Raw genomic sequence first — 20507 nt, 5'->3', positions numbered from 1 at the left:
CCTCCAAGTTAGTGCGTGGCCTCAGTCTATGAAGCCCGCGAAACGGGGAGGAATCGGTTGGATCGAACCTACGAAGCGTCCGCCGGGGTGGTGTCCGGCGATTGCGCCGCCTCTACAAAGGCGTCCGCGATCTTCTGTGCAGTCTGTGCAATCTGCCAGGGGCGAGCCCCGAGTGCGGCGAGAGCTGCGGCGATCTCTTCGGGCGTCTCACCGGGCAGGTCCCACGCGACACGTCGCAGGTACTCGGGCGTGAGCAGGTTCTCGGTGGGCATCCCCAGTTCTTCGGCAACCGCTTCGACGACGGGACGCGCTGCCTTCAGACGCGCATCGGCCTCGGGGTTCCGGTCCGCCCAGGCGCGCGGGGGCGGGAGGGTGTCGCTCGGCACGCGCTCGCGAGGAAGCTCCTCCGATGCGCGGCCGTCGACGATCGCCTGCCACCAGCGGTCGAGCTGAGTGCGGCTGGCGCGGCCCTGGAATTCCTTGACACCTGCGAGCGCCTGCTTCGACGTCGGATTCGCCATGACCGCCGCGACCAGCGAGCGGTCGGGCACGAGCCTGCCGGGGGAGACGTCCTGCGCCTGCGCATAGGCCTCTCGGGCCTGCCAGAGGGAGCGCGCCACGGCGAGGTTGCGGGCACCGCGCACCTGGTGGAGTCCGCTGAGCCGACGCCAGGGGTCCTCGCGCGGCGGCTTCGGCGCGCGGGCGAGGGTCGCCGCGAACTCCTCGGCGGCGAACGCGGTCTTGCCCTGCTCCTCCAGCTCCTGGACCAGGATGTCTCGGACATCGATCAGGTGCAGCACGTCGAGCGCCGCATACTCGAGCCACGAGTCCGGCAGCGGACGCGTCGACCAGTCCGACGCCGAATGCTCCTTCTTGAGGACGATGCCGAGCGTGTCCTCGACGACGGCGCCGAGTCCGACGCGCTCATGGCCGAGCAGTCGGGAGGCCAGCTCGGTGTCGAAGATCACCGGCGGCTCGAGGTGCAGCTCGCGCAGCGACGGCAGGTCCTGGCTCGCGGCGTGGAGCACCCACTCGACATCGCCGATCGCCTCCTGGAGCGGGGCGAAGTCGCCGATCGCCGGCGGGTCGAACAGGAAGACGCCCGCGTCGCGGCGGAAGACCTGCACGAGGTAGGCCCGCTGCGAGTAGCGGAAGCCGGAGGCGCGCTCGACGTCCACGGCCACTGGGCCGGTGCCGGCGGCGAGCACGGCGCACGCCGCGCGGAACTCCTCGGCATCCGAGATCACGGAGTATTCAGTCACGTACAGCCTTTCGCGCGCCGATCACGGCGATGCCCTCGGAGCCGGGCGGAAGTCCCGCCAGCATTCCGACCAGCTCGGCCCATGCTTCGACGTGCGGTCGGAACGGGCCCTCCGGAGTCCAGGACGCCCGCAATTCTATCTGGGCTCCGTCGCCTTCGACGGCGAGCCCTCCGAACCCCTTCGACAGCGTCTTGGTCGACGTGCCCGATGCCGAGTGGTACACGGCCTCCCGGGAGTCGAGTGCATCGACCAGCCAGGACCACGTCACGTCGGCCAGAAGCGGGTCGGTTCCGATCTCGGTCTCGAGCGGCGCCTGCGCGAAGATCACGATGCGCCACGATCCTCCCCATGCTCCCGGCTCGTCGGGATCATGCAGCAGGACGAAGCGGCCGGTGCCGTACACAGACTCCCCGTCGCTCTCCGGTCGAACGTCCGCGGCGAGCGCGAGGGCGAACGGAGCGAGGCCCTGGGGGGTGGCGATCTCGCGCACCGTGATGTCATCGCGGAACGCGGTCTCGCGCAGCTCGGCCACAGCGCTGTCGAAGGGCGTCCCGGCTTCGGGGTGTGCGGTCACGGCAACAGGCTAGAGTCAGGAAGCGATGAAGAGTCTCAGGCACGCCGTTACGCTCCTTGTCCCTGCCCTGCTCGCCTTCGGAGCGGCGTTCGCATTTCTCGTGTTCGCCGTCGCCCGCCGGGTGGTCACGCCGATGCGTCGCCCGACCGACACCCAGATCCTGGCCGTCGACACGGGCGCCCAGACGATCGAGTTGCAGCGCACCCTCGATACCGAGCTGCCCGGTCGCTACGGTCTCTTCACCACCGGGACGTACGGCTACGTCAAGCTCGGTGCCGTGCTCAGTGCGGATGCGACGACGGTGCGCCGCAAGTTGCTGACCCAGATCGAACCCGGTTCACGCGTGGACCGGGCGGCCTCCTTCAGCGGGTACTACTACTCCTCGCCGAGTGAGCTGCATCTGCGCTGGGAGAACGTGCTGATCGGTTCCCCTGCGGGTCCCTGCCCCGCCTGGTACTTCCCGGCGTCCTCGTCGACCTGGGTGATCCAGGTGCACGGGCGCGGTGCCACGCGTGCGGAGTGCCTGCGGGCCGTGCCGGTGCTGCATGCCGCAGGCCTCCCGAACCTCGTCGTGTCGTACCGCAACGACGGCGAGGCGCCCCGCACCAAGGCCGGGGCTTACGCGCTGGGCGCGTCGGAATGGCGAGACGTCGATGCCGCCATCGCGTACGCGCTCCGCCACGGCGCCGAACGCGTGATCCTGATGGGCTGGTCCATGGGCGGCGCGGTGTCGCTGCAGGCGGCTGTCACCTCGGGGCATCGTGACCGCATCGCGGGGATCATCCTCGAGTCTCCGGTCGTCGACTGGCGGACGGTGCTGCGGTTCCAGGCGCAGATGGCAGGAGTGCGCGCGCCGCTGCCCGCTCTCGCCATGGGCGCTCTGCAGTCGCCGCTCACCGCGCGCCTCAGCGGAGCCGATGAGCCGATCCTGTTCGATCGCCTCGACATGGTCGCAAGGGCCGACGAACTGACCGCGCCGATCCTGATCCTGCACAGCGACGACGACGGATTCGTCCCCGCCGATTCCTCGCACGCGCTGCAGGAGGCGCGCCCCGATCTGGTCACGATGCCGCGGTTCACGGTCGCGCGGCACACCAAGCTCTGGAACTACGACGAGACCGGGTGGAGCACGGCGATCACCGACTGGCTCGACGCACAGGGGCTCAGCGCTTCTGAATGACCTGGTTCTTCGCGCGCATGAGCATTCCCGTCATGCCGCCGATGCGCAACGGTGAGACCGCCTTGGTGAGACCGATCGACTGCGGATAGTCGTTCGGGATCGCCAGGACCTCGTCTGCTGTGAGCCCGGTGAGGCCCTGCACCAGGATGCTCGCGAAACCGCGCGTGGTCGGGGCCTCCGGCGGAGCCGTGGCGTGCATCGTGACGATGTCGTCTTCTACCTCGACGTGGATGTAAACGGGCGACTGGCACTCGGCGACCCGCTCGTACATCTCGGGGTGGGCGGCGACTTCGTCGGAGACGTCGGGAAGCTCGTCCGAATACTCGAGCAGCAGCAGGAGGCGATCGGACTCCGATGTCTCCAGGAACCCGTCGCGGATCTCGGCCAGTGCCTCAGGAACTTCGCTCGCGCTCATCCCCGCCATTCTCCCACGTTCAGACGGTGCCCGGCTCTGCCCCGGTGACGATCGGCACGCGCACGGCGCTGCCCCATTCGGTCCAGGAGCCGTCGTAGTTGCGGACGTTCTCGAAACCGAGGAGGTGCTTGAGCACGAACCACGTGTGGCTCGACCGCTCGCCGATGCGGCAGTAGGCGACGACATCGTCGCCGTCGTTCAGGCCGGCGCCCTCGCGGTAGATCGCGTCGAGCTCGGCACGGCTGCGGAACCCGCCGTCCTCGGCCACCGCCTTCGCCCACGGCACGCTCTGCGCCGTGGGGATGTGCCCGGCGCGCAGCGCCCCCTCCTCCGGGTAGGCGGGCGCCGTGGTGCGCTCTCCGCTGTACTCCTCGGGGGAGCGCACGTCGATCAGCGGGTTGCCGATGTGGGCGAGCACATCCTCCTTGTAGGCACGGATCGCGGAGTCGTCGCGCTCCACGACCGGGTACTCCGTGGCAGGACGGTTCGCGGCCTCGCGGGTCAGCTCTCGACCCTCGGCGATCCAGCGGTCGCGGCCGCCGTCGAGCAGACGGACGTCTTCGTGGCCGAAGAGCGAGAAGACCCAGAGCGCATAGGCGGCCCACCAGTTGTTCTTGTCGCCGTAGATGACGACCGTGTCGTCGCGTTCGATGCCCTTGCGGCTCAGTAGCTCGGCGAAGCCCTCGCCGTCGACGTAGTCGCGCACGACGGGGTCGTTGAGCTCGGTGTGCCAGTCGACCTTGACGGCGCCCGGGATGTGGCCCGTCTCGTACAGCAGCACGTCCTCATCGGACTCGACGACCACCAGCCCGGGTGTTCCCAGCCGTTCGGCGAGCCACTGCGTCGTGACGAGCCGACCGGGCTCGGCGTACTCGGCGAACTTGGGGGAGGAGGAATCGAACTCGATGGCCATGGGATCTCCGAAGCGTTGAGCGGGCGAGGGTGCGGGTGCAGACGGCGTAGTGTTGATCCGTCCCTTCGACGATAGATCCCCGCCGAGCACCCTGCGCCCGATTCGTAAGACTTCGACACAGGCCAGCACCCGATTCAGGACCGTGATGACCGACCCGACCAGCCGCACCGGAATCGTGCACCTCACAGAGCGCCAGCCGACCGTCACCGGACCGGAGATGCTCGCGAGCCTGGTGCCGCCGCCCCAGTTCGACACGGCGACGTTCGACAGCTACCGGGCCGATCCCGCCTATCCCTCCCAGGAGGAGGCGAAGGAGACGCTGATGCGCTTCTCCGGTCGCGGAGCCCCGGTCAAGCGCGGTGGCTTCTTCAGCCGGGCGAAGAAGGAACCCGAGCTCAAGCCTGGTGTCTATCTGGACGGCGGCTTCGGCGTCGGCAAGACCCACCTGCTCGCATCCATCTATCACGCGATGCCGGCACGTCGGAAGTACTTCGGCTCCTTCATCGAGTACACGGCCCTGGTGGGTGCTCTGGGCTACAAGAACACGGTCGACCTGCTCAAGGGTGCCGATCTCCTCTGCATCGACGAGTTCGAGCTCGACGATCCGGGCGACACGATGGTGATGACCCGACTCATCGGCGAACTCGTTCCGACAGGCACCCGTCTCGCGGCCACCTCCAACACGCCGCCGAACGCCCTCGGCGAGGGACGCTTCGCCGCGCAGGACTTCCTCCGCGAGATCCATGCCATGTCCGACAGCTTCCAGACGCTGCGCATCGACGGGGTCGACTTCCGTCAGCGAGCGCTGGACGGTCATGCCGTGGTGCTCGACGACGCCGCCTATGAAACCGCATCGGCGGCGGCCGGTCAGGTCGGCGCGGCTTCCGATGACCGGTTCGACGACCTGATCCGCCACCTGGCCCAGGTGCACCCGTCGCGCTACATCCGTCTCATCGAGGGGCTCGGGCAGGTGGGGCTGCGCGGCGCGCGTCAGCTCACGGATCAGTCCGAGGCGCTGCGGTTCGTCGCGTTCGTGGACCGCGTGTACGACGCGCAGATCCCGATCATCGCGACGGGCCTCGGTCTCGACTCGGTGTTCTCCGAGGAGATGCTGGCCGGCGGATACCGCAAGAAGTACCTGCGTGCGGTCTCCCGCCTCAACGCGCTGACGCATTCTGCGTAAGCCCCAAGGCTCGCGTAACGCGATGTTCACACCCGGAGCCGCGCTGTAACCGCAGGGAAACAAACCTCACGCATGCGTGAAACGGCGCGTCGTCACACTGAAGCTCTCAATTACTTCGGATGTGAGGTTTTCCTATGGATGCTCCCGGCAACATCTCGTGGGCGATCACCGCGACAGCGCTGGTGCTGCTCATGACGCCCGGCGTCGCCTTCTTCTACGGCGGTCTCGTCAAGGCGAAGAGCGTCGTCAGCATGATGATGATGAGCTTCGGCTCGATCGGTCTTGTCGCTGTGTTGTGGATTCTCTTCGGCTTCTCGATGAGCGCCGTCGACAGCCCGACCGCCTTCGCCGGCAACCCGTTCGCCGACTTCGGGCTGTCCAGCCTGGCGTCCGGTGAGGGATCGAACGTCGCGCTCCTCGGAGTCGCCTACGGCGCGACCTTCGCGATCATCACGGTCGCACTGATCTCCGGTGCGATCGCGGACCGCGCCAAGTTCGGCAGCTGGCTGATCTTCGCCGGCATCTTCGCCACGGTCGGCTACTTCCCGGTCGCCGCGTGGGTGTGGGGTGGCGGCTGGATCATGAACCTCGGCTCCACGCTCTTCGGTGAGGACAGCGGGATCGGCGTGATCGACTACGCCGGCGGCACCGCGGTGCACATCAACGCCGGTGCGGCCGCTCTGGCTCTGGCTCTGGTCCTCGGCAAGCGCATCGGCTTCCAGAAGGGCATCCTCAAGCCGCACAACGTCCCGCTGACGCTGCTCGGTGCCGCACTGCTGTGGTTTGGCTGGTTCGGCTTCAACGCCGGCGCGGAATGGCTCGCGGAGGACATGGGCGGCGTCGGACTCATCGGCCTGAACACCCTCGGTGCGACCGCGGCGGCCATCCTCGGCTGGATCCTGGTGGAGAAGATCAAGGACGGCAAGCCCACCTCGGTCGGCGCCGCTTCCGGTGCCGTCGCGGGTCTCGTCGCCATCACCCCGGCGTGCGCCAACCTGACGCCCGGCTGGGCACTGCTGCTCGGCGCCCTCGCCGGTGTGGTCTGCGCCCTCGCGATCGAGCTGAAGTTCCGCCTCGGCTTCGACGACTCGCTCGACGTGGTCGGCATCCACCTCGTCGGCGGGCTCATCGGCACCCTGTACCTCGGCTTCTTCGCGAGCGAGACCGGCCTGTTCGTCGGCGGCGACGCCCGTCAGCTCGCGGTGCAGGTCATCGCAGCGCTCGGTGTCCTGATCTACTCCTTCGTGGTCGCCTTCATCATCGGCTTCGCGATCGAGAAGACGATCGGGTTCCGCGTCACGAACGAGGACGAGATCGCCGGTGTCGACCAGGTCGTGCACGGCGAGGAGGGCTACGCACTCGCCGACGCATGATCTGCGGTTAGGGTGACCGTGTGAGCAAGACCAACGGCATCCTGACAGCACTCGTGGACATCCTGCTCAAGGCAGTGGGGTCCGGCCGGGCGTCTCGGACGACAGATCCGAGACGCCCGGACGCGCGTCTGCGCACATCTCAGGAGCGGTCGGCATCCGTCCCAACGTCGGGGGCGGCGCACGACCGCGGCACCGCGACCGTTCGTGTCGATCCGGATCGGATCCGCGACCTGCAGGTCGCATATTCACCCCAGAGGGACGGAGCCCCGGATGCGGGCGAGATCGTCTGGACCTGGGTGCCCTACGAGGAGAACGACGGACGCGGCAAGGACCGCCCCGTTCTCGTGATCGGTCGCCAATCGGCGGAGCGCGTCTACGCCGTGCGCATGACCAGCAAGCCGCACGACGGCGACCGCGACTACCTGTCGATCGGCACCGGAGCGTGGGACTCGCAGGGGCGTGAGTCCTGGGTCGACGTGGAACAGCTGTACAGCGTGCACGAGCGAGGACTGCGGCGGGAGGCCGCCGTCCTCGACAGGCGCCGCTACGACCGCGTCGGAGCCGCTCTTACGCGGCTGTACGGGTGGTCTGTCGCGGGGTGAGAGCGGGGAACGCCTGGAGCACCATCTCGACGAGCTCCGACAGCGGTCGCGTCAGCGGATCGGTCGCCGGCAGACCCGTGTCGAGTTCGATCTCGTCGATCGCCGCGGCCAGCTGATCCGCCGAGAGGTTCTCGTGGTTCACGGTCACGCCGATCACGCGAGTGTCGGCGAAGGCCTCGATCAGCGCGATCTCGCTCGTCACGGTCGGCATCGCGACCATCGGGAAGTCGCCCAGGACCGTGCGGCCCGGGGCATGCTGCACGATGACACCCTCGGGCTGGCTTCCGCGAAGGATGTGCGCCGAGGTGATGTAGGCCGGATGGCTGAGAGCACCCTGGCCCTCGACGATGATCACGTCGGGGTGCTCGCCCTCGAACGCGGCGACCACCTGGTGCTCGACCTCGCCCGAGCAGAACTGCGGCACGAGTGCGTCGAGCGCGACGCCGTAGCGACCGCCCTGGATGATCGTGGTCTGCCCGGTGCCGACCATGACGGCATGGATGCCGCGTTCATTGAGCGCCCGCACGAGGATCGTGGCCGTGGTGCGCTTGCCGATCGCGCCGTCGGTGCCGAGGATCGTGATGCGCGGGCAGGTCACGTCGAAGATGCGGCCGGAGAAGAGGTGGAGGTCCTTCTTGTCCTTGGGGCGGCGGATGTCGGTGATGGTCACCCCGGCGAGCAGGGCGGCCGCCACGAATTCGGCGTCGTCGGTGAGGAACTCGTGCAGCCCGTTGATGATGTGCATGCCGCGGGCGATGCCGTCGAGCAGCACGGTCCGCTGCGCAGTGGAGAGCAGCCCGTCGGCGGGTGCGACGCCGCAGATCAGGTAGTCGGGGACGTGACCCGCGTGCGCGATCGCCGTGGCGAGGTTATCGAGGATCGGGATGCCGTTCGCGGAGCCGTCCAACAGCATCCCGGCGTCTGCGCCCGCATGCGTGCTGTCGATGACGCTGAGGATCTCGTACTTCTCGGAGTGGCGGACCAATCCGTTCGCGGTCTTGCCGTCCTGCTCGCCGAACTGGCCTTCGCAGTACACGATCGCCGTCGTGCCGGCCGGGAGCGCGATGGGCTCCGCCCAGGCGTGCGCAGGGTCGATGGAAGAGGGAGTTGACGGGGTGGGCATGACGCTCCTCGGGCTCACACAGAGGAGGCGACGGAGAACGAAATGACCCAGAAGGCCCGTTGGTCGACGAGAAGTCTTCCCTGATGTCGGCACGATGCCGACTTCCTCACCGTAGCAGTGCTCGCTGGGACGGGGCCGTGGGGAGCCTCGGCCACGTCCCGCTCGACCGCGTTCGCCCCGGTGCCCGCCGCAGGCAGGGGAACAGCTGTGGCCGCTCGGCCAATCCGATCCGGCACGGGCTTCGAACCATTGGTGAGTCGCGTTCAGCGGCGTCACACAAGGAGGAATCATGCGCTTCATCCCCACCAAGGTCCACGGAGTCCTCGACTACATCGTCGGCATCGCGTTGATCGCCGCGCCCTGGCTGTTCGGTTTCGCGAGCGTGGGCGGAGCCGCGGTCATCATCCCGATCGTCCTCGGCGTCGGGCTCATCGTGTACAGCCTGTTCACGAAGTACGAATGGGGCCCCTTCGGCTTCATCCCGATGCCGGTCCACCTCGTGTTCGACATCGTCGCCAGCCTTTTCCTGGCCCTCTCGCCGTGGATCTTCGGATTCGCCGACGAGGCGCTCAACGTCTGGCTCCCGCACGTCGTCGTGGGTGCCGCGGTGATCGTCGTGGTGCTCTTCTCGCAGCCTCAGCCGGCGACCACTCGGGGCCGCGTCGCCGCCGCCTGAGCGACACCCGGACGCGATGCCGGGCGACTGGACTTCCCGAAGCAGTCGCCCGGCATCGTCATGCTCCGGCGAAGACTCCGCCGCCCACGTTTCCCTCGTAGATCACGTTGAGCTGAGGCGGCGCGGAGGTCACCGTATAAGTGCTCCCCACCTCGAACGGGCCGGTGATCGAGAAACTGCCGAGATCGCCCGTCTCGCTCGGCGGCAGCGCGACGCCGTTCGAGATGGTGACCACATTGCCGCTGACCGCGACCACCCATCCGCCGGGAGCATTCACCGAGAAGTCCACGCCCTCCGGGAGCGTGAAGGTGAGCACGACCTCCCCGGGCTCGTACGTCTGAGTCGCACCGAAGCCGTTGTAGTTGGAGCCATTGAGGAAGATCCCGCCCGGGTCGCCGCCATACGCGTCTCCGACGACGTAGAGGGTCCCGCCGCCGGTGCTCGCGGCTGCGAGCGGTGTCGCGGCAGCCACAGCGATGATCGGGACGGACCAGGCTCCGGCGGTGATGACTGAGCGTCGGGAGAGTCCACGTTCGTCTTCCATATGGGCGTCCTTTCGTCGTGGGAGGTCCGACCACCATACGAGGGGCTACCGTGAGTCGTCGAGACCGCGCAGCGCGTGGCTCAGCCAGCGGGCGTACAGCAACCAGGGGTCGCCTTCCCGACGGAGAGTGGCTACGTGCGCCCGCAGCTCCGGGGTGAGGGTGAACCACTCACCGCCCTCGCGTATGGTGGCGAACTCGCGGTGGCGCTGTTGTTCGACGGATCGGTCGCCGCGTTCGAACGCGAGCAGCTCCTGGTGTCGGATGCTCGCGAGGCGCTGCCGTGGGCGCCAGCTGGTGCCGATCTTCACTCGGTCGTCGTATCGGATGTAGTAGACGACGTCGATGCGGGGGAGCGGGAGGTCGGGATCGGGAGCGTCGCCGTAGCGCCATCCGCACTCGGCGCAGCACCAGGCGTCGTCGATCCGGACCCCGTGGATGCTGCCGCATAGCGCACACGGGCTCGGAAGGGCGCGTTTCATCGGCACCGAAGCAGACTACGCGCGCCCTCCGACACCCGGACCAGCCTCAGCCGGCGTGCACGAGGATCTTCGCGCCGGCACCCCCGCGCAGCGCGTGGATCGCGTCGACGACGTTCTCGAGCGGAGTCTCCTGCACCCAGCCGGTCGTGTCGTAGACGCCGCGAGACATCGCCTCGATCACGGCGTCGAAGTCCTCGGGAAGGTACGCGAGCGCGCCCGCGATCTCGGTCTCGGCCATCACCAGCTGGGTGGGGAGGAAGTCCATCGTGCGCTCGTGGATGGCGACCACGACCACGCGACCGCCGGGAACCAGGCTCGCCAGGGACGAGCTGATGGCTGCGCCGACACCCGCTGCGTCGAAGGCCACGTCGACACCGTCGCCGTCTGTCAGCGTCGCGACTGCGGCCGCGAGATCCTCGTTCACCGGATCGACCACCGTGGCCCCGAGGGCTGCGATGATCGCGCGACGCTCCGCGCTGGGCTCCGACACGAGCACGCGCTCCACCCCGCGCGCACGCAGGGCGAACCACACACCGATGCCGATCGGTCCGGCGCCCGCGATCAGAGCGGTGCCGCCCGCCTCGACGCCGCTGCGGGAGACCGCATGCCACGCGACCGACATCGGCTCGACGAGGGCACCCATGCGCAGGTCGACGTTCTCCGGCAGCACGTGCAGCTTCGTCGCGTCGACGGTCGTGAACTCCGCCATGCCACCACCGTCGGAGCTGAGCCCGTGGAAGCCGATCTTCTGGCAGGCGTTGAACATGCCGCGGCGGCAAGCGGGGCATTCGCCGCAGTAGTAGATGGGCCAGACGGCCACCCGGTCGCCCACCGCGACGTCGCTCACTCCCTCGCCGAGCTCGACGACGGTGCCGGAGAACTCGTGGCCGAGGATCTGGGGCAGCGTGGCACCCGTCACGGGGTGCGGGTGCTCGAGGTCGAGTCCGGCTGCTTCGGGGGAGTAGTACACGTGGAGGTCCGACCCGCAGATCCCCGCATACGCGTTGCGCAGCTTGACCTGTCCGGGCCCGGGAGTCGGCTCGGGGACCTCTTCGATGCGCAGATCTTCCTTGGCGTGGAACAGTGCGGCCTTCATCTCTTCTCTCCTTCTTCTCCGGTAGCCGTCATCGCAGCCACCACTCCGGTGATGCCGCGAGGATCATTCTCACGGCACGGTCGATGTCGTCGTCGTCGCTCCGCAGCCACTCCTCGATGGCGCCCACGGTGCCCGCTGCGGCGTACGCAACGGCGATCCGCATCGCGGAAGGATCCTCCGCGAACACGGGCGGAACGATCTGCGTGTGCAGCTCGGCCCACAGCAGCAGTCCGGAGCGGATGGATGCCTCCAGGTTGCTGCGCACGGGCGCGGCCAGCAGGGGCTGCATCGCCCCGCGGTACACGGAAGCCCGTCGCCGGATGTGCTCCAGCAGAGCTCGTTCGCCATCGCCGATGGCGTCCGTCTGCGGCAGGATCTCCATGGCGGCGTCGATCTCCGCGGAAAGCGCGTCGGCGAGGAGCTGCACCGGACTCTCCGCGTGCCGGTAGAAGGTGTCTCTGGTGACACCCGCTGCTGCACAGATCGCGGAGACGGTGACATCGGCGACCGGCATCCGACTGGCCAGTTCGAGCACCGCGCCACGAAGACTCTCCCGTGAACGTCGCGACCTCGCATCCATGGGTCCAGTCTATCTGACATGTGTCAGATAGTCGCCTCTTCTGTGTGGTGGATCACGCGCCTAGTCTCGAAAGGGACGGGTACTCGCGTCGAGCGGCGACAGTGACGACCGAGGGGAGCGGAGATGGTGATCAGGTCCCGGCGAGGTTTGGTCGCGTGGATCGTCCTGTCGGCCGCGTCGATCGCTCTCGTGGCGTGTGCGCCGACGGCATCGGCCCCGTCGCCCTCGAGGCTTCCGGATGCTTCGGGATCGGTCTCTGCCGGAACCGAGACCACGCTCGTCGAGAATCTGGCAGCGCCGTGGTCGATCGCCTTCCACGAGGGAGTCGCACTGATCAGCGAGCGTGACAGTGCTCGGATCGTCGAGGTGTCGGATGACGGCGACGTCGGCGAAGTCGCGGTGATCGATGGCGTCGCACCCGGCGGCGAAGGCGGTTTGCTTGGAATCGCCGTGCGCGACGGGTATCTGTACGCGTACTCCACCGTCGCGGAAGAGAACCGCGTGCAGCGCTTCCGCCTCGCCGGTTCGCCTGGTTCCCTCGGTCTCGGCGCTCCGGAGACGATCCTGGACGGCCTGGCCGCCGCGTCGAATCACAACGGTGGCCGCATCGCTTTCGGTCCCGACGGAATGCTCTACGTGACGGTGGGGGATGCGGGCGACCGCGAGAGTGCTCAGGATCCGGCGTCGCTGTCGGGCAAGATCCTCCGCATCACACCGGAAGGTGCGGTCCCGGGCGACAACCCCATCGACGGATCACCGGTCTACAGCCTCGGACACCGCAACCCGCAGGGGCTGGCCTGGGATGAAACCGGGACGCTGTACGCGAGCGAATTCGGACAGGACACGTGGGATGAGCTGAACGTCATCGAGCCGGGCGGGAACTACGGATGGCCGGTCGTCGAAGGCGTCGCGGACCGTGCGGAGTTCATCGACCCTGTACAGCAGTGGGCGCCGGATGCCGCCAGCCCAAGCGGCATCGCCATCGCGGAAGAGGCGGTGTTCATCGCGAATCTGCGGGGTGAACGGCTGCGTGAGGTGCCGCTGAACGATCTCTCGTCGTTCGCCGAGCACTTCATCGAAGCTTACGGGCGGCTTCGTGATGTGGTCGTCGCCCCTGACGGTGCCCTGTGGATGCTCACCAACAACACCGACGGTCGCGGCGAACCCGGGGACGGCGACGATCGGGTCGTCCGCGTGTCGCTCGACGAGGGCCGCTGAATCGCAAGCGAGGGGCCAGAATGCCGGAAGCCCCGCATGCCGTGAGGTATGAGGGGCTTCTCTGGTGGGCGATACCGGACTCGAACCGATGACCTCTTCCGTGTGAAGGAAGCGCGCTACCAACTGCGCCAATCGCCCATACCCGTGGGGTACGTCAACCGATACTACCCGACGCTCAGAGGCCGTACGGACCACTCTGCGAGACACGCGCGAGATTCGCTGCGGGTTTGGCGGAGGGGGAATCTTCGGCTAATGTTTCATGAGTGCCCGGGACAACCGGGAACGAAATGCGGATGTAGCGCAGTTGGTAGCGCACAACCTTGCCAAGGTTGGGGTCGCGAGTTCGAGTCTCGTCATCCGCTCGAGTGCAGAGGGTCTTCTTCGGAAGGCTCTTCGCACGTGGGGTCAATCCACACGGTGGCGTGGCCGAGCGGCTAGGCACCGGCCTGCAAAGCCGTTTACACGGGTTCGAATCCCGTCGCCACCTCACGGGAAAACTGAATAGCCCCAACGGGCGCGATTGGCGCAGCGGTAGCGCGCTTCCCTGACACGGAAGAGGTCACTGGTTCGATCCCAGTATCGCGCACAGACAAACCCCCGGTTCTCCGGGGGTTTTTTCGTGCCCGGAGAGTGAGCGACCTGGGGGAGTGCGGGCCGGTTCGCGCGCGTCGCCGCATCCAGCAGCGCGGCGGGTTCAGAGGGATCCGCCATCGTGGCGTGCGCCCGTATCGCCCGTCCATGGCGGGGCGGCATCGATCGTTCCGTGTCCCTCGCGTCGCGCCGCCAGGGTGATCGAGAAGCCGATCAGGCCGATGGCGGCGACGCCGGCGACGAGGCCGGTCCAGAAGTCCTGGGTGAGCAGCCCCAGACCGGTACCCGCGACCGAACCGACGAACACGGCGACGACCCAAGCTGTCACCCGGTACGCGAGAGTGGCCTGAGGAACTCGATTCTCTTCCATGAGTGCACACTACGGATTCCTGGTCTGCACCGCTATGCACCCCACAGGGCTAGTTGACTTATCGACTAGTCGCGTGCTTCACTCGGAGAATGACGCTCTCCCGCATCATCCTCGGCTTCCTCGCCGTCAGGCCCATGACGGGCTACGACCTCATGGCGGCCTTCGCGACCTCGGCAGCCTATTTCTGGCATGCCGACAAGGCTCAGATCTATCGCACTCTCGCAAAACTGGTGGAGGAGGGCCTCGCCCGCACGGAGATCGTGACCGGAACGAACGCGCCAGATCGTGTGGTCCACCACATCACCGACCAGGGATATGAGGCGATGCGGGCATGGCTCGTCTCTCCGCCCGCTCGACAGGTGCCGCGGGACGCTTTCATCGCCCGGATGTTCTTCGCCGGTGAGCTGGACGATCCCGAGCTCGTCGCGGTGATCGACGCTCGCATGGCAGAGGCGACGGCGGCGCGAGACGCGCTCCGGGTGATTCGTGCGCAGACCCCGCGTCCGGACGTTCGGTCCGACCGCTCGGGCTGGCTGCGTTCCATGACGCTGGATCAGGGCCTCCGTGAGCACGACGGTCACCTCGAATGGCTGGAAGCGCTCCGATCGGGGCTCGGGGCGGAGACGCGTTCATGACCCGCCCCGTCCTGTTCCTTCATGGTGGCACCGTCGGCGGCTGGAGCTGGGCGGGGCAGTCGTCGGCGTTCGACGACCGGCTCACCCTCGCGCCCGACCTGCCGGGGTACCTGTCCAGACGGGACGAACCCTGGACCGACTTCGACAGTGTGGCCGACCGGCTGGCGGCGTTCATCGACCGGGAGGCCGGCGAACCGATCGACGTGGTCGGGCTCTCTCTCGGTGGGATGGTCGCGCTGCACCTCGCGGCCCGCCACCCCGCCAAAGTGGCAAGTGCTTTCGTGACCGGGGCGTCGGTGCTCCCGTATCGTCCGTCGATGCGGCTGATGAACTGGGGTCCGCTGACGCTGTGGAACCGGCGTTTCTTCTGGGCCGTCATGGCACGTCAGTTCGGGCTATCGGGAGAGGAGGCGAAGCGGTTCGTGGTGAGCTGTCCGCCCATCTCCCGTGCGAAGCTGGCCGAGCAGCTGCATGAGGTCTATCCCGGAGGCGTGACTTCTCTGGTGGACGTCTCCGCTCCGCTCATGGCGATCGCGGGCGAGCGGGAGATGCGCTATTTCCACGACTGCCTGCAGGTCGTGCGCGCGGCGCGACCGGATGCGACGATCGGGCTCGCTCCCGGCATGCACCACGCGTGGAACGCCGAGGACCCCGAGCTCTTCAACCGCATCCTCCGTACCTGGCTCGATGAGAGGGCAGCCCACGCCGACCTGCTTCCGCTCGGGCCGAGCGCTCGCTGACCGCGCTACGGCCGAGGAGCCCGCTTGACCACGTCGTACGCGGCGAGCGCTGCCTTGCGCGTCTCGCCCAGGTCGACGATCGGTTCGGTCGGCGCTTCCGAGGCCCACTCTGAGATGTAGAGCCCCTGCGGGTCGAACTTCTTCGCCTGGAGCTCGGGGTTGAACACTCGGAAGTAGGGCGCGGCGTCGGCGCCCGAGCCCGCCACCCACTGCCAGTTGAACGGGTTGTTGGCCTCGTCGGCGTCGACGAGCGTGTCCCAGAACCACTCCTCGCCGAGTCGCCAGTCGATAAGCAGGTTCTTGACGAGGAACGACGCCACGACCATCCGGACGCGGTTGTGCATGTAGCCGGTGTGCCAGAGCTCGCGCATCCCGGCATCCACCAACGGCACGCCCGTCTCGCCGTGCTGCCAGGCGTCCAGGTGCGAAGGATCGAGGGGCGGCCACGGGAAGGAGTCGAATTCACGACGGAGGTTCTTCGTCGCGAGATCGGGGGAGTGGTACAGCGTATGCCAGGCGAACTCACGCCACCCGAGCTCGGAGAGGAAGCCACCGGCGCCGTCGATGCCGACGGACTCGTGCCAGACGGTGAACGGGCTGATCTCTCCCCATCGCAGCCGCGGGGACAGCAGCGAGGTCGCGCCGGCGGCGGGTTCGTCACGGGCACGGTCGTAGGCGGGGAGATCATGTTCGAGGAATTCCGCAAGCCGTCGTCGGGCGGCGGGTTCGCCTGGCTCCCACGTCTCGCGCAGTCCGCCGGCCCAATCCGGCCGGGTGGGCAGCAGGTCCCAGTCGTCGAGAGCATCGGATGCGGGAGCATGAGCCGGGCCGTCGACCGTTCGCGGCTCGGGGAGCGGCGCGCGCGGCGCCGGAAGGGCGAGGCACGCACGCCAGAACGGTGTGAAGACGGAATAGTGGGTCCCGCTGCCGGTCGTGACCGTCCAGGGCTCGTGCAGGAGTGACGCCGCGAAGGAGGAGACGTCGATTCCCTCGGCTCGCAGCGCGGCCTTGAGCCCGGCATCCACCGACCGTTCGGGGCCACCGTACCGGCGATTCCAGAAGACGGCTCCGGCATCGATCTCGTCGGCCAGATCAGAAACGAGGCGTTCCGCCGGGCCGCGGCGCAGCACCAGGGAACCTCCGCGATCGTGAAGCCTCCCCTCGAGGGACTCCAGCGAATGATGCAGCCACCATCGTGCGGCGCCACCGAGCGCGCGGAATCCCGGCGACTCCTCGTCGAGCACGAAGAGCGCGACGATCGGCTCACCGCGATCGATCGCGGCGCGCAGGGCGGGGTTGTCCGCCAGGCGCAGATCGTCTCGGAACCAGACGAGCGAGGGGGAGGCCATGGCCCTATTCTGGCTGACCCGGGCCGTCCCTTCGGGAGACAGACCCGATCAACGTCGCCGCATACGGCGAGAGTTCCCTCTCTCGTCGTCCGTGGCCCACAGCGCCCACACGACGAGCAGGGGCTGCAGGAAGAGACGACCGAACCGCCGGGCGTCGGTGTCGAGCCCAGGAGTCGAACGCCGCGTGCGCCACTGGTACACGTTGCCGGGGAAGACCGCGGCGAAGAACGCGGCGGTCGCCCATCCGATCCTGCGCCGTTCTCGAGGGAGCGCGACGAGTCCTGCGGCGAGCGCGACCTCCGCCGCCCCCGAGGCGATCACGATCGCGTCCTTGTCGAGCCGCATGAACCGGGTAGCCCAGTCGGGGACCACGACGCGGAAGCCGCGGGTGCTCACGAAGTGTGTGACGCCGATGGCGCCGAGGATCCAGCGCGCGACTGCTCTGCTCATCCGCTCACGCTACAGGTGCCCTCGGAAGCGCGATGCCTCCGAGGGCACCGGCACTGAATCGGTCAATCGCCGGAGAAGTCCCGTGCCTCCTCCCAGGACCGGAAGCCGTCGGCGATCTCCGTGGAGTGCGTGTGGTGCAGATAGTGCTCGCCATCCAGCGGCACCACGGTTCCGTCCGCGACGGTCGCGGCCTGCTCGTCGTGGAGGGACAGCCATTCGGGTGTGGTCTCGTTCTCGGCCACCACGAAGAGGAGGAGGGGCAGATCCTGCGGGAACGTCGAGCCGATCGCGTCAGCGAAGTTGGTCCGGATGTGGGACATCTCGTCCAAGTAGGTCGGACCCAGGGAGTTGCGGTTGGTCAGGAGCATCATCTGCTCGCGCGCCTCCGCTGAGGAGGGGGACTCCCCGTCGTCGGTGCCGCCGAACGCGGTGAGCAACCGGACGAGACCGAGGTTCTTCGCCGCTCCCATGAGGCCGGTGGGGAACACCGTGTCCACGTGGGGCTGGCCCGGGACACTGGTATCGATGCCGACGAACGCCCGCACCTCGTCGGGATACCGGTGCGCGAACTCGATGCCGTAGATTCCGGCGATCGAGTGCCCCATGAGCACGTAGCTGTCGATGTCCAGGCTCCGTAGCGCCTCGTGCACCTCCGAGACGATGTTCTCCGTGGTTCGCGACCGATCGGTCCCGTCGCTCAGTCCGTATCCGAAGGGCTCCACCACGACCACGCGGTGGTCGGCTGCGAGATCGTCGACCAGCGGTTCGAAGTCGATGACGGGGGAGGGCGTGCCGAACCCGGGCAACAACACGATGGTCTCCGGCCCGTCGCCCGAGATCGCCACATTCATGTCGTGCCCATCGACACTCACCGTCTCGCCGTACGGTTCGATGCGATCGGCTTCGACACCACTCGCCACAGCGTTGACGATCGTCGTGGTGGCCAATCCCACCGCGATCACGGCGCCGATCGCCGTCACGGTGATGAGCGCTCTCTTTGCGACCTTCTTCATGGACACCTCTTCCGGTCGCGCGGTGCGACCCGGTTCCAGCGTTCCTCGTCGGGTCCGCCGGCGCGTCCCCCCGACGCATACATCCGCGTACCGCATCCGCGGTATGCGGATCTCGTCCTCGTGGGGGACTCGTTGCCCGGAGAACCGCGAAATACTGGAGGGATGCCGGTGCCTGGAGCTCGTGGGATCGCGGCCGCGCTGCGGAGTGTCATCATCTTCGCCGTGGTCGTCATCTTCGCCGTCCTGCCGTTCCCTGCCGAGGACTTCCGGGCCACCGGGTGGCTGCTGGTCCCCGCGCTCCTGCCAGCCGCGGCGGTGCTGGTCCGTCGTCGCGTGCCGTTCGTGGCTCTCGGGGCGAGCCTGGTCTGCGCGGTCGTGCTCGCGTTCGCCGGGGTCGTATCACCCAGCGCGCTCCTGGCGGCCGCCTTCAGCTGCTACGCGCTCGTCGATCTGCGCGGACGGCTGGTGGGAGTGGTCGGAGTCCTCGCCGCGGCGGTGGTCGCGTTCCTCTCGAACGGCCTCGCCATGGGCGGCGACCTCTTCGACTCCGCCGCGCTCCAGTTCGTCCTGTCACTCCTGCTCGCCGGTGCGCTGGGCGATGCCGCGCGCTCGCGTCGGGAGTTCGTCGCGGTCATGACGGAGCGGGCCGAGCGTGCCGAGCAGAGCCGCGACGACGAGGCGCGGCGCCGGGTGATGGAGGAGCGGGTGCGGATCGCACGGGATCTGCACGATGTCGTCGCGCACCAGATCTCGGTGATCAGCCTCAACGCAGGGGTGGCGTCGTCCGCCTTGGAGAGCAAGCCCGAACGTGCCCGGGAAGCGCTCACGACGATCCGCAGCGCTTCGCGCACGGTGCTCGCCGACATCGGCGGGCTCATGTCGCTGCTGCGCGCGGACGACGTGGATGACCCCTTCGATCTCCGTCCGCAGCATGGGCTCGCCGACCTCGGCGCCCTGGTCGAGCGGTTCGAGGATGTCGGTCTCCGCATCGACCTGCGACGCGCGGACGACACCGTGACGATGTCCCCGGCGAGCGACCACGTCGCGTATCTGGTCGTGCAGGAAGGGCTGACGAATGCGCACAAGCACGGAGCGGAGGGGCGAGTCGTGGTGACGGTGCGCGCGGTCGATGATGCGCTCGCTCTGACGGTCGCGAATCCGCTGGACCCGAGCGTCGTCCCGCCATCGTCGAGCGGGCACGGGCTCCGTGGGCTCCGCGAACGGGTCTCCGCCGTCCGGGGCGACGTGGCCGTGGAGAGCACGGGCGAGGAATTCGTCCTCTCCGTGCACCTCCCCACGAACGGACGGAGGGTCCGCGGATGATCTCTGTCCTCGTAGTCGACGACCAGCCGCTGGTCCGCCAGGCGGTGCGGGACATCCTCACAGACGGGGACCTGCACGTGGTCGGCGAGGCCGCCACCGGGCGCGCAGCGGTCGCGTCCGCCGCCGAACTCGTCCCGGATGTGGTGCTGATGGACATCCGGATGCCGGACCTGGACGGGATCGCCGCTACCGAGCTCATCTGCGCCGCGCGACCGGAGGGGAAGCCCCGGGTGCTGATCCTCACGACGTTCGAGGAAGACGACTACGTGGTCGCCGCCCTCCGCGCGGGCGCGAGCGGCTTCATCGGCAAGGGCGCGGAACCGGACGACATCGTCCGCGCGGTGCGCACGATCGACGCGGGAGAGTCGCTGCTGTCGGCCACGGCGACGCGCACGCTCATCGAACGTTCGGTGCGCGGAGCCACACCATCGACGCCGGGCGCGCACGCGGAGGTGCTCGCCCGGTTGACGGCCCGCGAGCGCGAGGTGCTGGTGCTGGTCGCCGGAGGCCGGACGAATCAGGAGATCGCGTCGGCGCTCACCATCTCGCCGCACACCGCGAAGACGCACGTGAACCGCATCATGTCGAAGGCGGATGCGCGCGACCGTGCCCAGCTGGTGATCCTCGCGTACGAGTCCGGAATCGTCGTCCCCGGAGGCTGATGGCCCTCCTCCGGCGCATCTTCGATGGGGCGTGCGCGGCGGTCAACACCGCGTGCTCATACGAGTAACCTGGACACCGACCCAGATGGAGAGTTTCTGTGCCTGAAAACGCCCGGCCGCACGATGGCTTCGCCCTGTTCACTGACCGAAACGTC

23 protein-coding genes and 4 tRNA genes are annotated in these 20507 nt (G+C 68.1%); 13 read left to right on the top strand and 14 right to left on the bottom strand.

The window, feature by feature from the left end; genetic code table 11:
- Positions 1-68 precede the first annotated feature (68 nt).
- Entirely contained in the window at positions 69-1262 is a 1194-nt protein-coding gene (locus tag DW298_RS19010) for an HRDC domain-containing protein (RefSeq protein ID WP_136044008.1), read from the bottom strand.
- Positions 1255-1836 (bottom strand): DUF3000 family protein, encoded by a 582-nt coding sequence (locus tag DW298_RS19005; RefSeq protein ID WP_136044007.1) that lies wholly within the window; start codon positions 1834-1836, stop codon positions 1255-1257. The genes DW298_RS19010 and DW298_RS19005 overlap by 8 nt, the downstream gene beginning before the upstream one ends.
- A 25-nt stretch (positions 1837-1861) precedes the next feature.
- Here DW298_RS19005 and DW298_RS19000 point away from each other — a divergent pair, with 25 nt between their 5' ends.
- The gene (locus tag DW298_RS19000) at positions 1862-3016 is read left to right on the top strand and encodes an alpha/beta fold hydrolase (RefSeq protein ID WP_136044006.1); all 1155 of its coding nucleotides are present in this window, start codon (positions 1862-1864) and stop codon (positions 3014-3016) included.
- On the opposite strand, the gene DW298_RS18995 is transcribed toward DW298_RS19000, so the two are convergent.
- Together DW298_RS18995 and DW298_RS18990 are read right to left on the bottom strand one after the other, a co-directional pair.
- Positions 3000-3431 (bottom strand): SufE family protein, encoded by a 432-nt coding sequence (locus DW298_RS18995; RefSeq protein ID WP_136044005.1) that lies wholly within the window; start codon positions 3429-3431, stop codon positions 3000-3002. The genes DW298_RS19000 and DW298_RS18995 overlap by 17 nt on opposite strands.
- 19 nt (positions 3432-3450) lie before the next feature.
- Positions 3451-4344 carry a sulfurtransferase gene (locus DW298_RS18990; RefSeq protein ID WP_136044004.1) on the bottom strand — a complete coding sequence of 298 codons (894 nt, stop codon included), beginning with the start codon at positions 4342-4344 and terminating at the stop codon, positions 3451-3453.
- Positions 4345-4489: 145 nt separating this feature from the next.
- Between DW298_RS18990 and zapE the strand changes: the two genes are divergently transcribed.
- From zapE to DW298_RS18975, 3 genes are all read left to right on the top strand, one after another.
- Positions 4490-5527 carry a cell division protein ZapE gene (gene zapE, locus DW298_RS18985; RefSeq protein ID WP_136044003.1) on the top strand — a complete coding sequence of 346 codons (1038 nt, stop codon included), beginning with the start codon at positions 4490-4492 and terminating at the stop codon, positions 5525-5527.
- Positions 5528-5661: 134 nt separating this feature from the next.
- Positions 5662-6900 carry an ammonium transporter gene (locus DW298_RS18980; protein ID WP_136044002.1) on the top strand — a complete coding sequence of 413 codons (1239 nt, stop codon included), beginning with the start codon at positions 5662-5664 and terminating at the stop codon, positions 6898-6900.
- A gap of 20 nt (positions 6901-6920) precedes the next feature.
- Positions 6921-7502, top strand: a complete 582-nt coding sequence (locus DW298_RS18975) for a type II toxin-antitoxin system PemK/MazF family toxin (RefSeq protein WP_136044001.1) — start codon at positions 6921-6923, stop codon at positions 7500-7502.
- On the opposite strand, the gene DW298_RS18970 is transcribed toward DW298_RS18975, so the two are convergent.
- Complete coding sequence (locus DW298_RS18970) at positions 7468-8625, bottom strand: DUF1611 domain-containing protein (protein ID WP_205820451.1); 1158 nt, start codon at positions 8623-8625, stop codon at positions 7468-7470. The genes DW298_RS18975 and DW298_RS18970 overlap by 35 nt on opposite strands.
- Positions 8626-8914: 289 nt before the next feature.
- On the opposite strand from DW298_RS18970, the gene DW298_RS18965 reads away from it, so the two are divergent.
- A complete protein-coding gene (locus DW298_RS18965) occupies positions 8915-9301 on the top strand; it encodes an SPW repeat protein (RefSeq protein ID WP_136044000.1) in 387 nt (128 codons plus the stop codon).
- Between the two features lie 58 nt (positions 9302-9359).
- On the opposite strand, the gene DW298_RS18960 is transcribed toward DW298_RS18965, so the two are convergent.
- From DW298_RS18960 to DW298_RS18945, 4 genes are read right to left on the bottom strand one after another with little or no spacing between them, the layout of a single operon-like run.
- Positions 9360-9845, bottom strand: a complete 486-nt coding sequence (locus DW298_RS18960; protein ID WP_136043999.1) for a hypothetical protein — start codon at positions 9843-9845, stop codon at positions 9360-9362.
- Between the two features lie 45 nt (positions 9846-9890).
- The gene (locus DW298_RS18955; protein ID WP_168429606.1) at positions 9891-10325 is read right to left on the bottom strand and encodes a GIY-YIG nuclease family protein; all 435 of its coding nucleotides are present in this window, start codon (positions 10323-10325) and stop codon (positions 9891-9893) included.
- A gap of 46 nt (positions 10326-10371) precedes the next feature.
- Positions 10372-11421, bottom strand: a complete 1050-nt coding sequence (locus DW298_RS18950; protein WP_136043997.1) for a 2,3-butanediol dehydrogenase — start codon at positions 11419-11421, stop codon at positions 10372-10374.
- A gap of 28 nt (positions 11422-11449) precedes the next feature.
- Positions 11450-12001: a TetR family transcriptional regulator gene (locus DW298_RS18945; RefSeq protein ID WP_136043996.1), complete on the bottom strand. Its 552-nt coding sequence runs from the start codon at positions 11999-12001 to the stop codon at positions 11450-11452.
- Positions 12002-12124: 123 nt separating this feature from the next.
- Here DW298_RS18945 and DW298_RS18940 point away from each other — a divergent pair, with 123 nt between their 5' ends.
- Positions 12125-13219: a PQQ-dependent sugar dehydrogenase gene (locus DW298_RS18940; protein ID WP_136043995.1), complete on the top strand. Its 1095-nt coding sequence runs from the start codon at positions 12125-12127 to the stop codon at positions 13217-13219.
- 62 nt (positions 13220-13281) lie between these two features.
- Here the strand turns inward: DW298_RS18940 and DW298_RS18935 are convergent.
- Positions 13282-13357, bottom strand: a tRNA-Val gene (locus DW298_RS18935).
- 151 nt (positions 13358-13508) lie between these two features.
- On the opposite strand from DW298_RS18935, the gene DW298_RS18930 reads away from it, so the two are divergent.
- The 3 genes from DW298_RS18930 to DW298_RS18920 all read left to right on the top strand — a co-directional run bounded on the left by DW298_RS18930 (position 13509) and on the right by DW298_RS18920 (position 13805).
- Positions 13509-13581 (top strand) — tRNA-Gly (locus tag DW298_RS18930).
- 54 nt (positions 13582-13635) lie between these two features.
- Positions 13636-13706, top strand: a tRNA-Cys gene (locus DW298_RS18925).
- 27 nt (positions 13707-13733) lie between these two features.
- Positions 13734-13805, top strand: a tRNA-Val gene (locus DW298_RS18920).
- Between the two features lie 108 nt (positions 13806-13913).
- Here the strand turns inward: DW298_RS18920 and DW298_RS18915 are convergent.
- Entirely contained in the window at positions 13914-14180 is a 267-nt protein-coding gene (locus DW298_RS18915) for a hypothetical protein (RefSeq protein WP_136043994.1), read from the bottom strand.
- A gap of 89 nt (positions 14181-14269) precedes the next feature.
- Here DW298_RS18915 and DW298_RS18910 point away from each other — a divergent pair, with 89 nt between their 5' ends.
- Positions 14270-14815, top strand: coding sequence for a PadR family transcriptional regulator (locus DW298_RS18910; RefSeq protein ID WP_136043993.1), 546 nt, complete (start codon positions 14270-14272; stop codon positions 14813-14815).
- Complete coding sequence (locus DW298_RS18905) at positions 14812-15555, top strand: alpha/beta hydrolase (RefSeq protein ID WP_168429599.1); 744 nt, start codon at positions 14812-14814, stop codon at positions 15553-15555. The genes DW298_RS18910 and DW298_RS18905 overlap by 4 nt, the downstream gene beginning before the upstream one ends.
- Before the next feature lie 5 nt (positions 15556-15560).
- Here DW298_RS18905 and DW298_RS18900 read toward each other — a convergent pair whose 3' ends face one another.
- The 3 genes from DW298_RS18900 to DW298_RS18890 form a co-directional block, all read right to left on the bottom strand.
- Complete coding sequence (locus tag DW298_RS18900; RefSeq protein WP_136043991.1) at positions 15561-16904, bottom strand: deoxyribodipyrimidine photo-lyase; 1344 nt, start codon at positions 16902-16904, stop codon at positions 15561-15563.
- A 48-nt stretch (positions 16905-16952) separates the two neighbouring features.
- Positions 16953-17354, bottom strand: coding sequence for a hypothetical protein (locus DW298_RS18895; protein WP_136043990.1), 402 nt, complete (start codon positions 17352-17354; stop codon positions 16953-16955).
- Positions 17355-17416: 62 nt separating this feature from the next.
- Positions 17417-18367 carry an alpha/beta hydrolase gene (locus DW298_RS18890; RefSeq protein WP_136043989.1) on the bottom strand — a complete coding sequence of 317 codons (951 nt, stop codon included), beginning with the start codon at positions 18365-18367 and terminating at the stop codon, positions 17417-17419.
- Between the two features lie 168 nt (positions 18368-18535).
- On the opposite strand from DW298_RS18890, the gene DW298_RS18885 reads away from it, so the two are divergent.
- A complete protein-coding gene (locus tag DW298_RS18885; RefSeq protein WP_240745196.1) occupies positions 18536-19690 on the top strand; it encodes a histidine kinase in 1155 nt (384 codons plus the stop codon).
- Positions 19687-20352: a response regulator transcription factor gene (locus DW298_RS18880; RefSeq protein WP_136043987.1), complete on the top strand. Its 666-nt coding sequence runs from the start codon at positions 19687-19689 to the stop codon at positions 20350-20352. Before DW298_RS18885 ends, DW298_RS18880 begins: the two co-directional genes overlap by 4 nt.
- The last annotated feature ends 155 nt before the right edge of the window (positions 20353-20507 follow it).

The sequence above is a fragment of the Microbacterium sp. A20 genome (genome assembly GCF_004794515.1).
GTDB lineage: Bacteria > Actinomycetota > Actinomycetes > Actinomycetales > Microbacteriaceae > Microbacterium.
Note: the sequence above shows the minus strand (reverse complement) of the source record. Positions and strands in the feature narration are given on the sequence as shown.

Excerpts from the sequence above, each read along its gene's own strand:
- DW298_RS18995 (WP_136044005.1), bottom strand. The coding sequence starts at position 3,431 with ATGAGCGCGAGCGAAGTTCCTGAGGCACTGGCCGAGATCCGCGACGGG.
- DW298_RS18905 (WP_168429599.1), top strand. The coding sequence starts at position 14,812 with ATGACCCGCCCCGTCCTGTTCCTTCATGGTGGCACCGTCGGCGGCTGG.
- DW298_RS18910 (WP_136043993.1), top strand. The coding sequence starts at position 14,270 with ATGACGCTCTCCCGCATCATCCTCGGCTTCCTCGCCGTCAGGCCCATG.
- DW298_RS18900 (WP_136043991.1), bottom strand. The coding sequence starts at position 16,904 with ATGGCCTCCCCCTCGCTCGTCTGGTTCCGAGACGATCTGCGCCTGGCG.
- DW298_RS18890 (WP_136043989.1), bottom strand. The coding sequence starts at position 18,367 with ATGAAGAAGGTCGCAAAGAGAGCGCTCATCACCGTGACGGCGATCGGC.
- DW298_RS18915 (WP_136043994.1), bottom strand. The coding sequence starts at position 14,180 with ATGGAAGAGAATCGAGTTCCTCAGGCCACTCTCGCGTACCGGGTGACA.
- DW298_RS18940 (WP_136043995.1), top strand. The coding sequence starts at position 12,125 with ATGGTGATCAGGTCCCGGCGAGGTTTGGTCGCGTGGATCGTCCTGTCG.
- DW298_RS18880 (WP_136043987.1), top strand. The coding sequence starts at position 19,687 with ATGATCTCTGTCCTCGTAGTCGACGACCAGCCGCTGGTCCGCCAGGCG.
- DW298_RS18895 (WP_136043990.1), bottom strand. The coding sequence starts at position 17,354 with ATGAGCAGAGCAGTCGCGCGCTGGATCCTCGGCGCCATCGGCGTCACA.
- DW298_RS18960 (WP_136043999.1), bottom strand. The coding sequence starts at position 9,845 with ATGGAAGACGAACGTGGACTCTCCCGACGCTCAGTCATCACCGCCGGA.
- DW298_RS18990 (WP_136044004.1), bottom strand. The coding sequence starts at position 4,344 with ATGGCCATCGAGTTCGATTCCTCCTCCCCCAAGTTCGCCGAGTACGCC.
- DW298_RS18945 (WP_136043996.1), bottom strand. The coding sequence starts at position 12,001 with ATGGATGCGAGGTCGCGACGTTCACGGGAGAGTCTTCGTGGCGCGGTG.
- DW298_RS18970 (WP_205820451.1), bottom strand. The coding sequence starts at position 8,625 with ATGCCCACCCCGTCAACTCCCTCTTCCATCGACCCTGCGCACGCCTGG.
- zapE (WP_136044003.1), top strand. The coding sequence starts at position 4,490 with ATGACCGACCCGACCAGCCGCACCGGAATCGTGCACCTCACAGAGCGC.
- DW298_RS18980 (WP_136044002.1), top strand. The coding sequence starts at position 5,662 with ATGGATGCTCCCGGCAACATCTCGTGGGCGATCACCGCGACAGCGCTG.
- DW298_RS18955 (WP_168429606.1), bottom strand. The coding sequence starts at position 10,325 with ATGAAACGCGCCCTTCCGAGCCCGTGTGCGCTATGCGGCAGCATCCAC.
- DW298_RS18950 (WP_136043997.1), bottom strand. The coding sequence starts at position 11,421 with ATGAAGGCCGCACTGTTCCACGCCAAGGAAGATCTGCGCATCGAAGAG.
- DW298_RS19000 (WP_136044006.1), top strand. The coding sequence starts at position 1,862 with ATGAAGAGTCTCAGGCACGCCGTTACGCTCCTTGTCCCTGCCCTGCTC.
- DW298_RS18965 (WP_136044000.1), top strand. The coding sequence starts at position 8,915 with ATGCGCTTCATCCCCACCAAGGTCCACGGAGTCCTCGACTACATCGTC.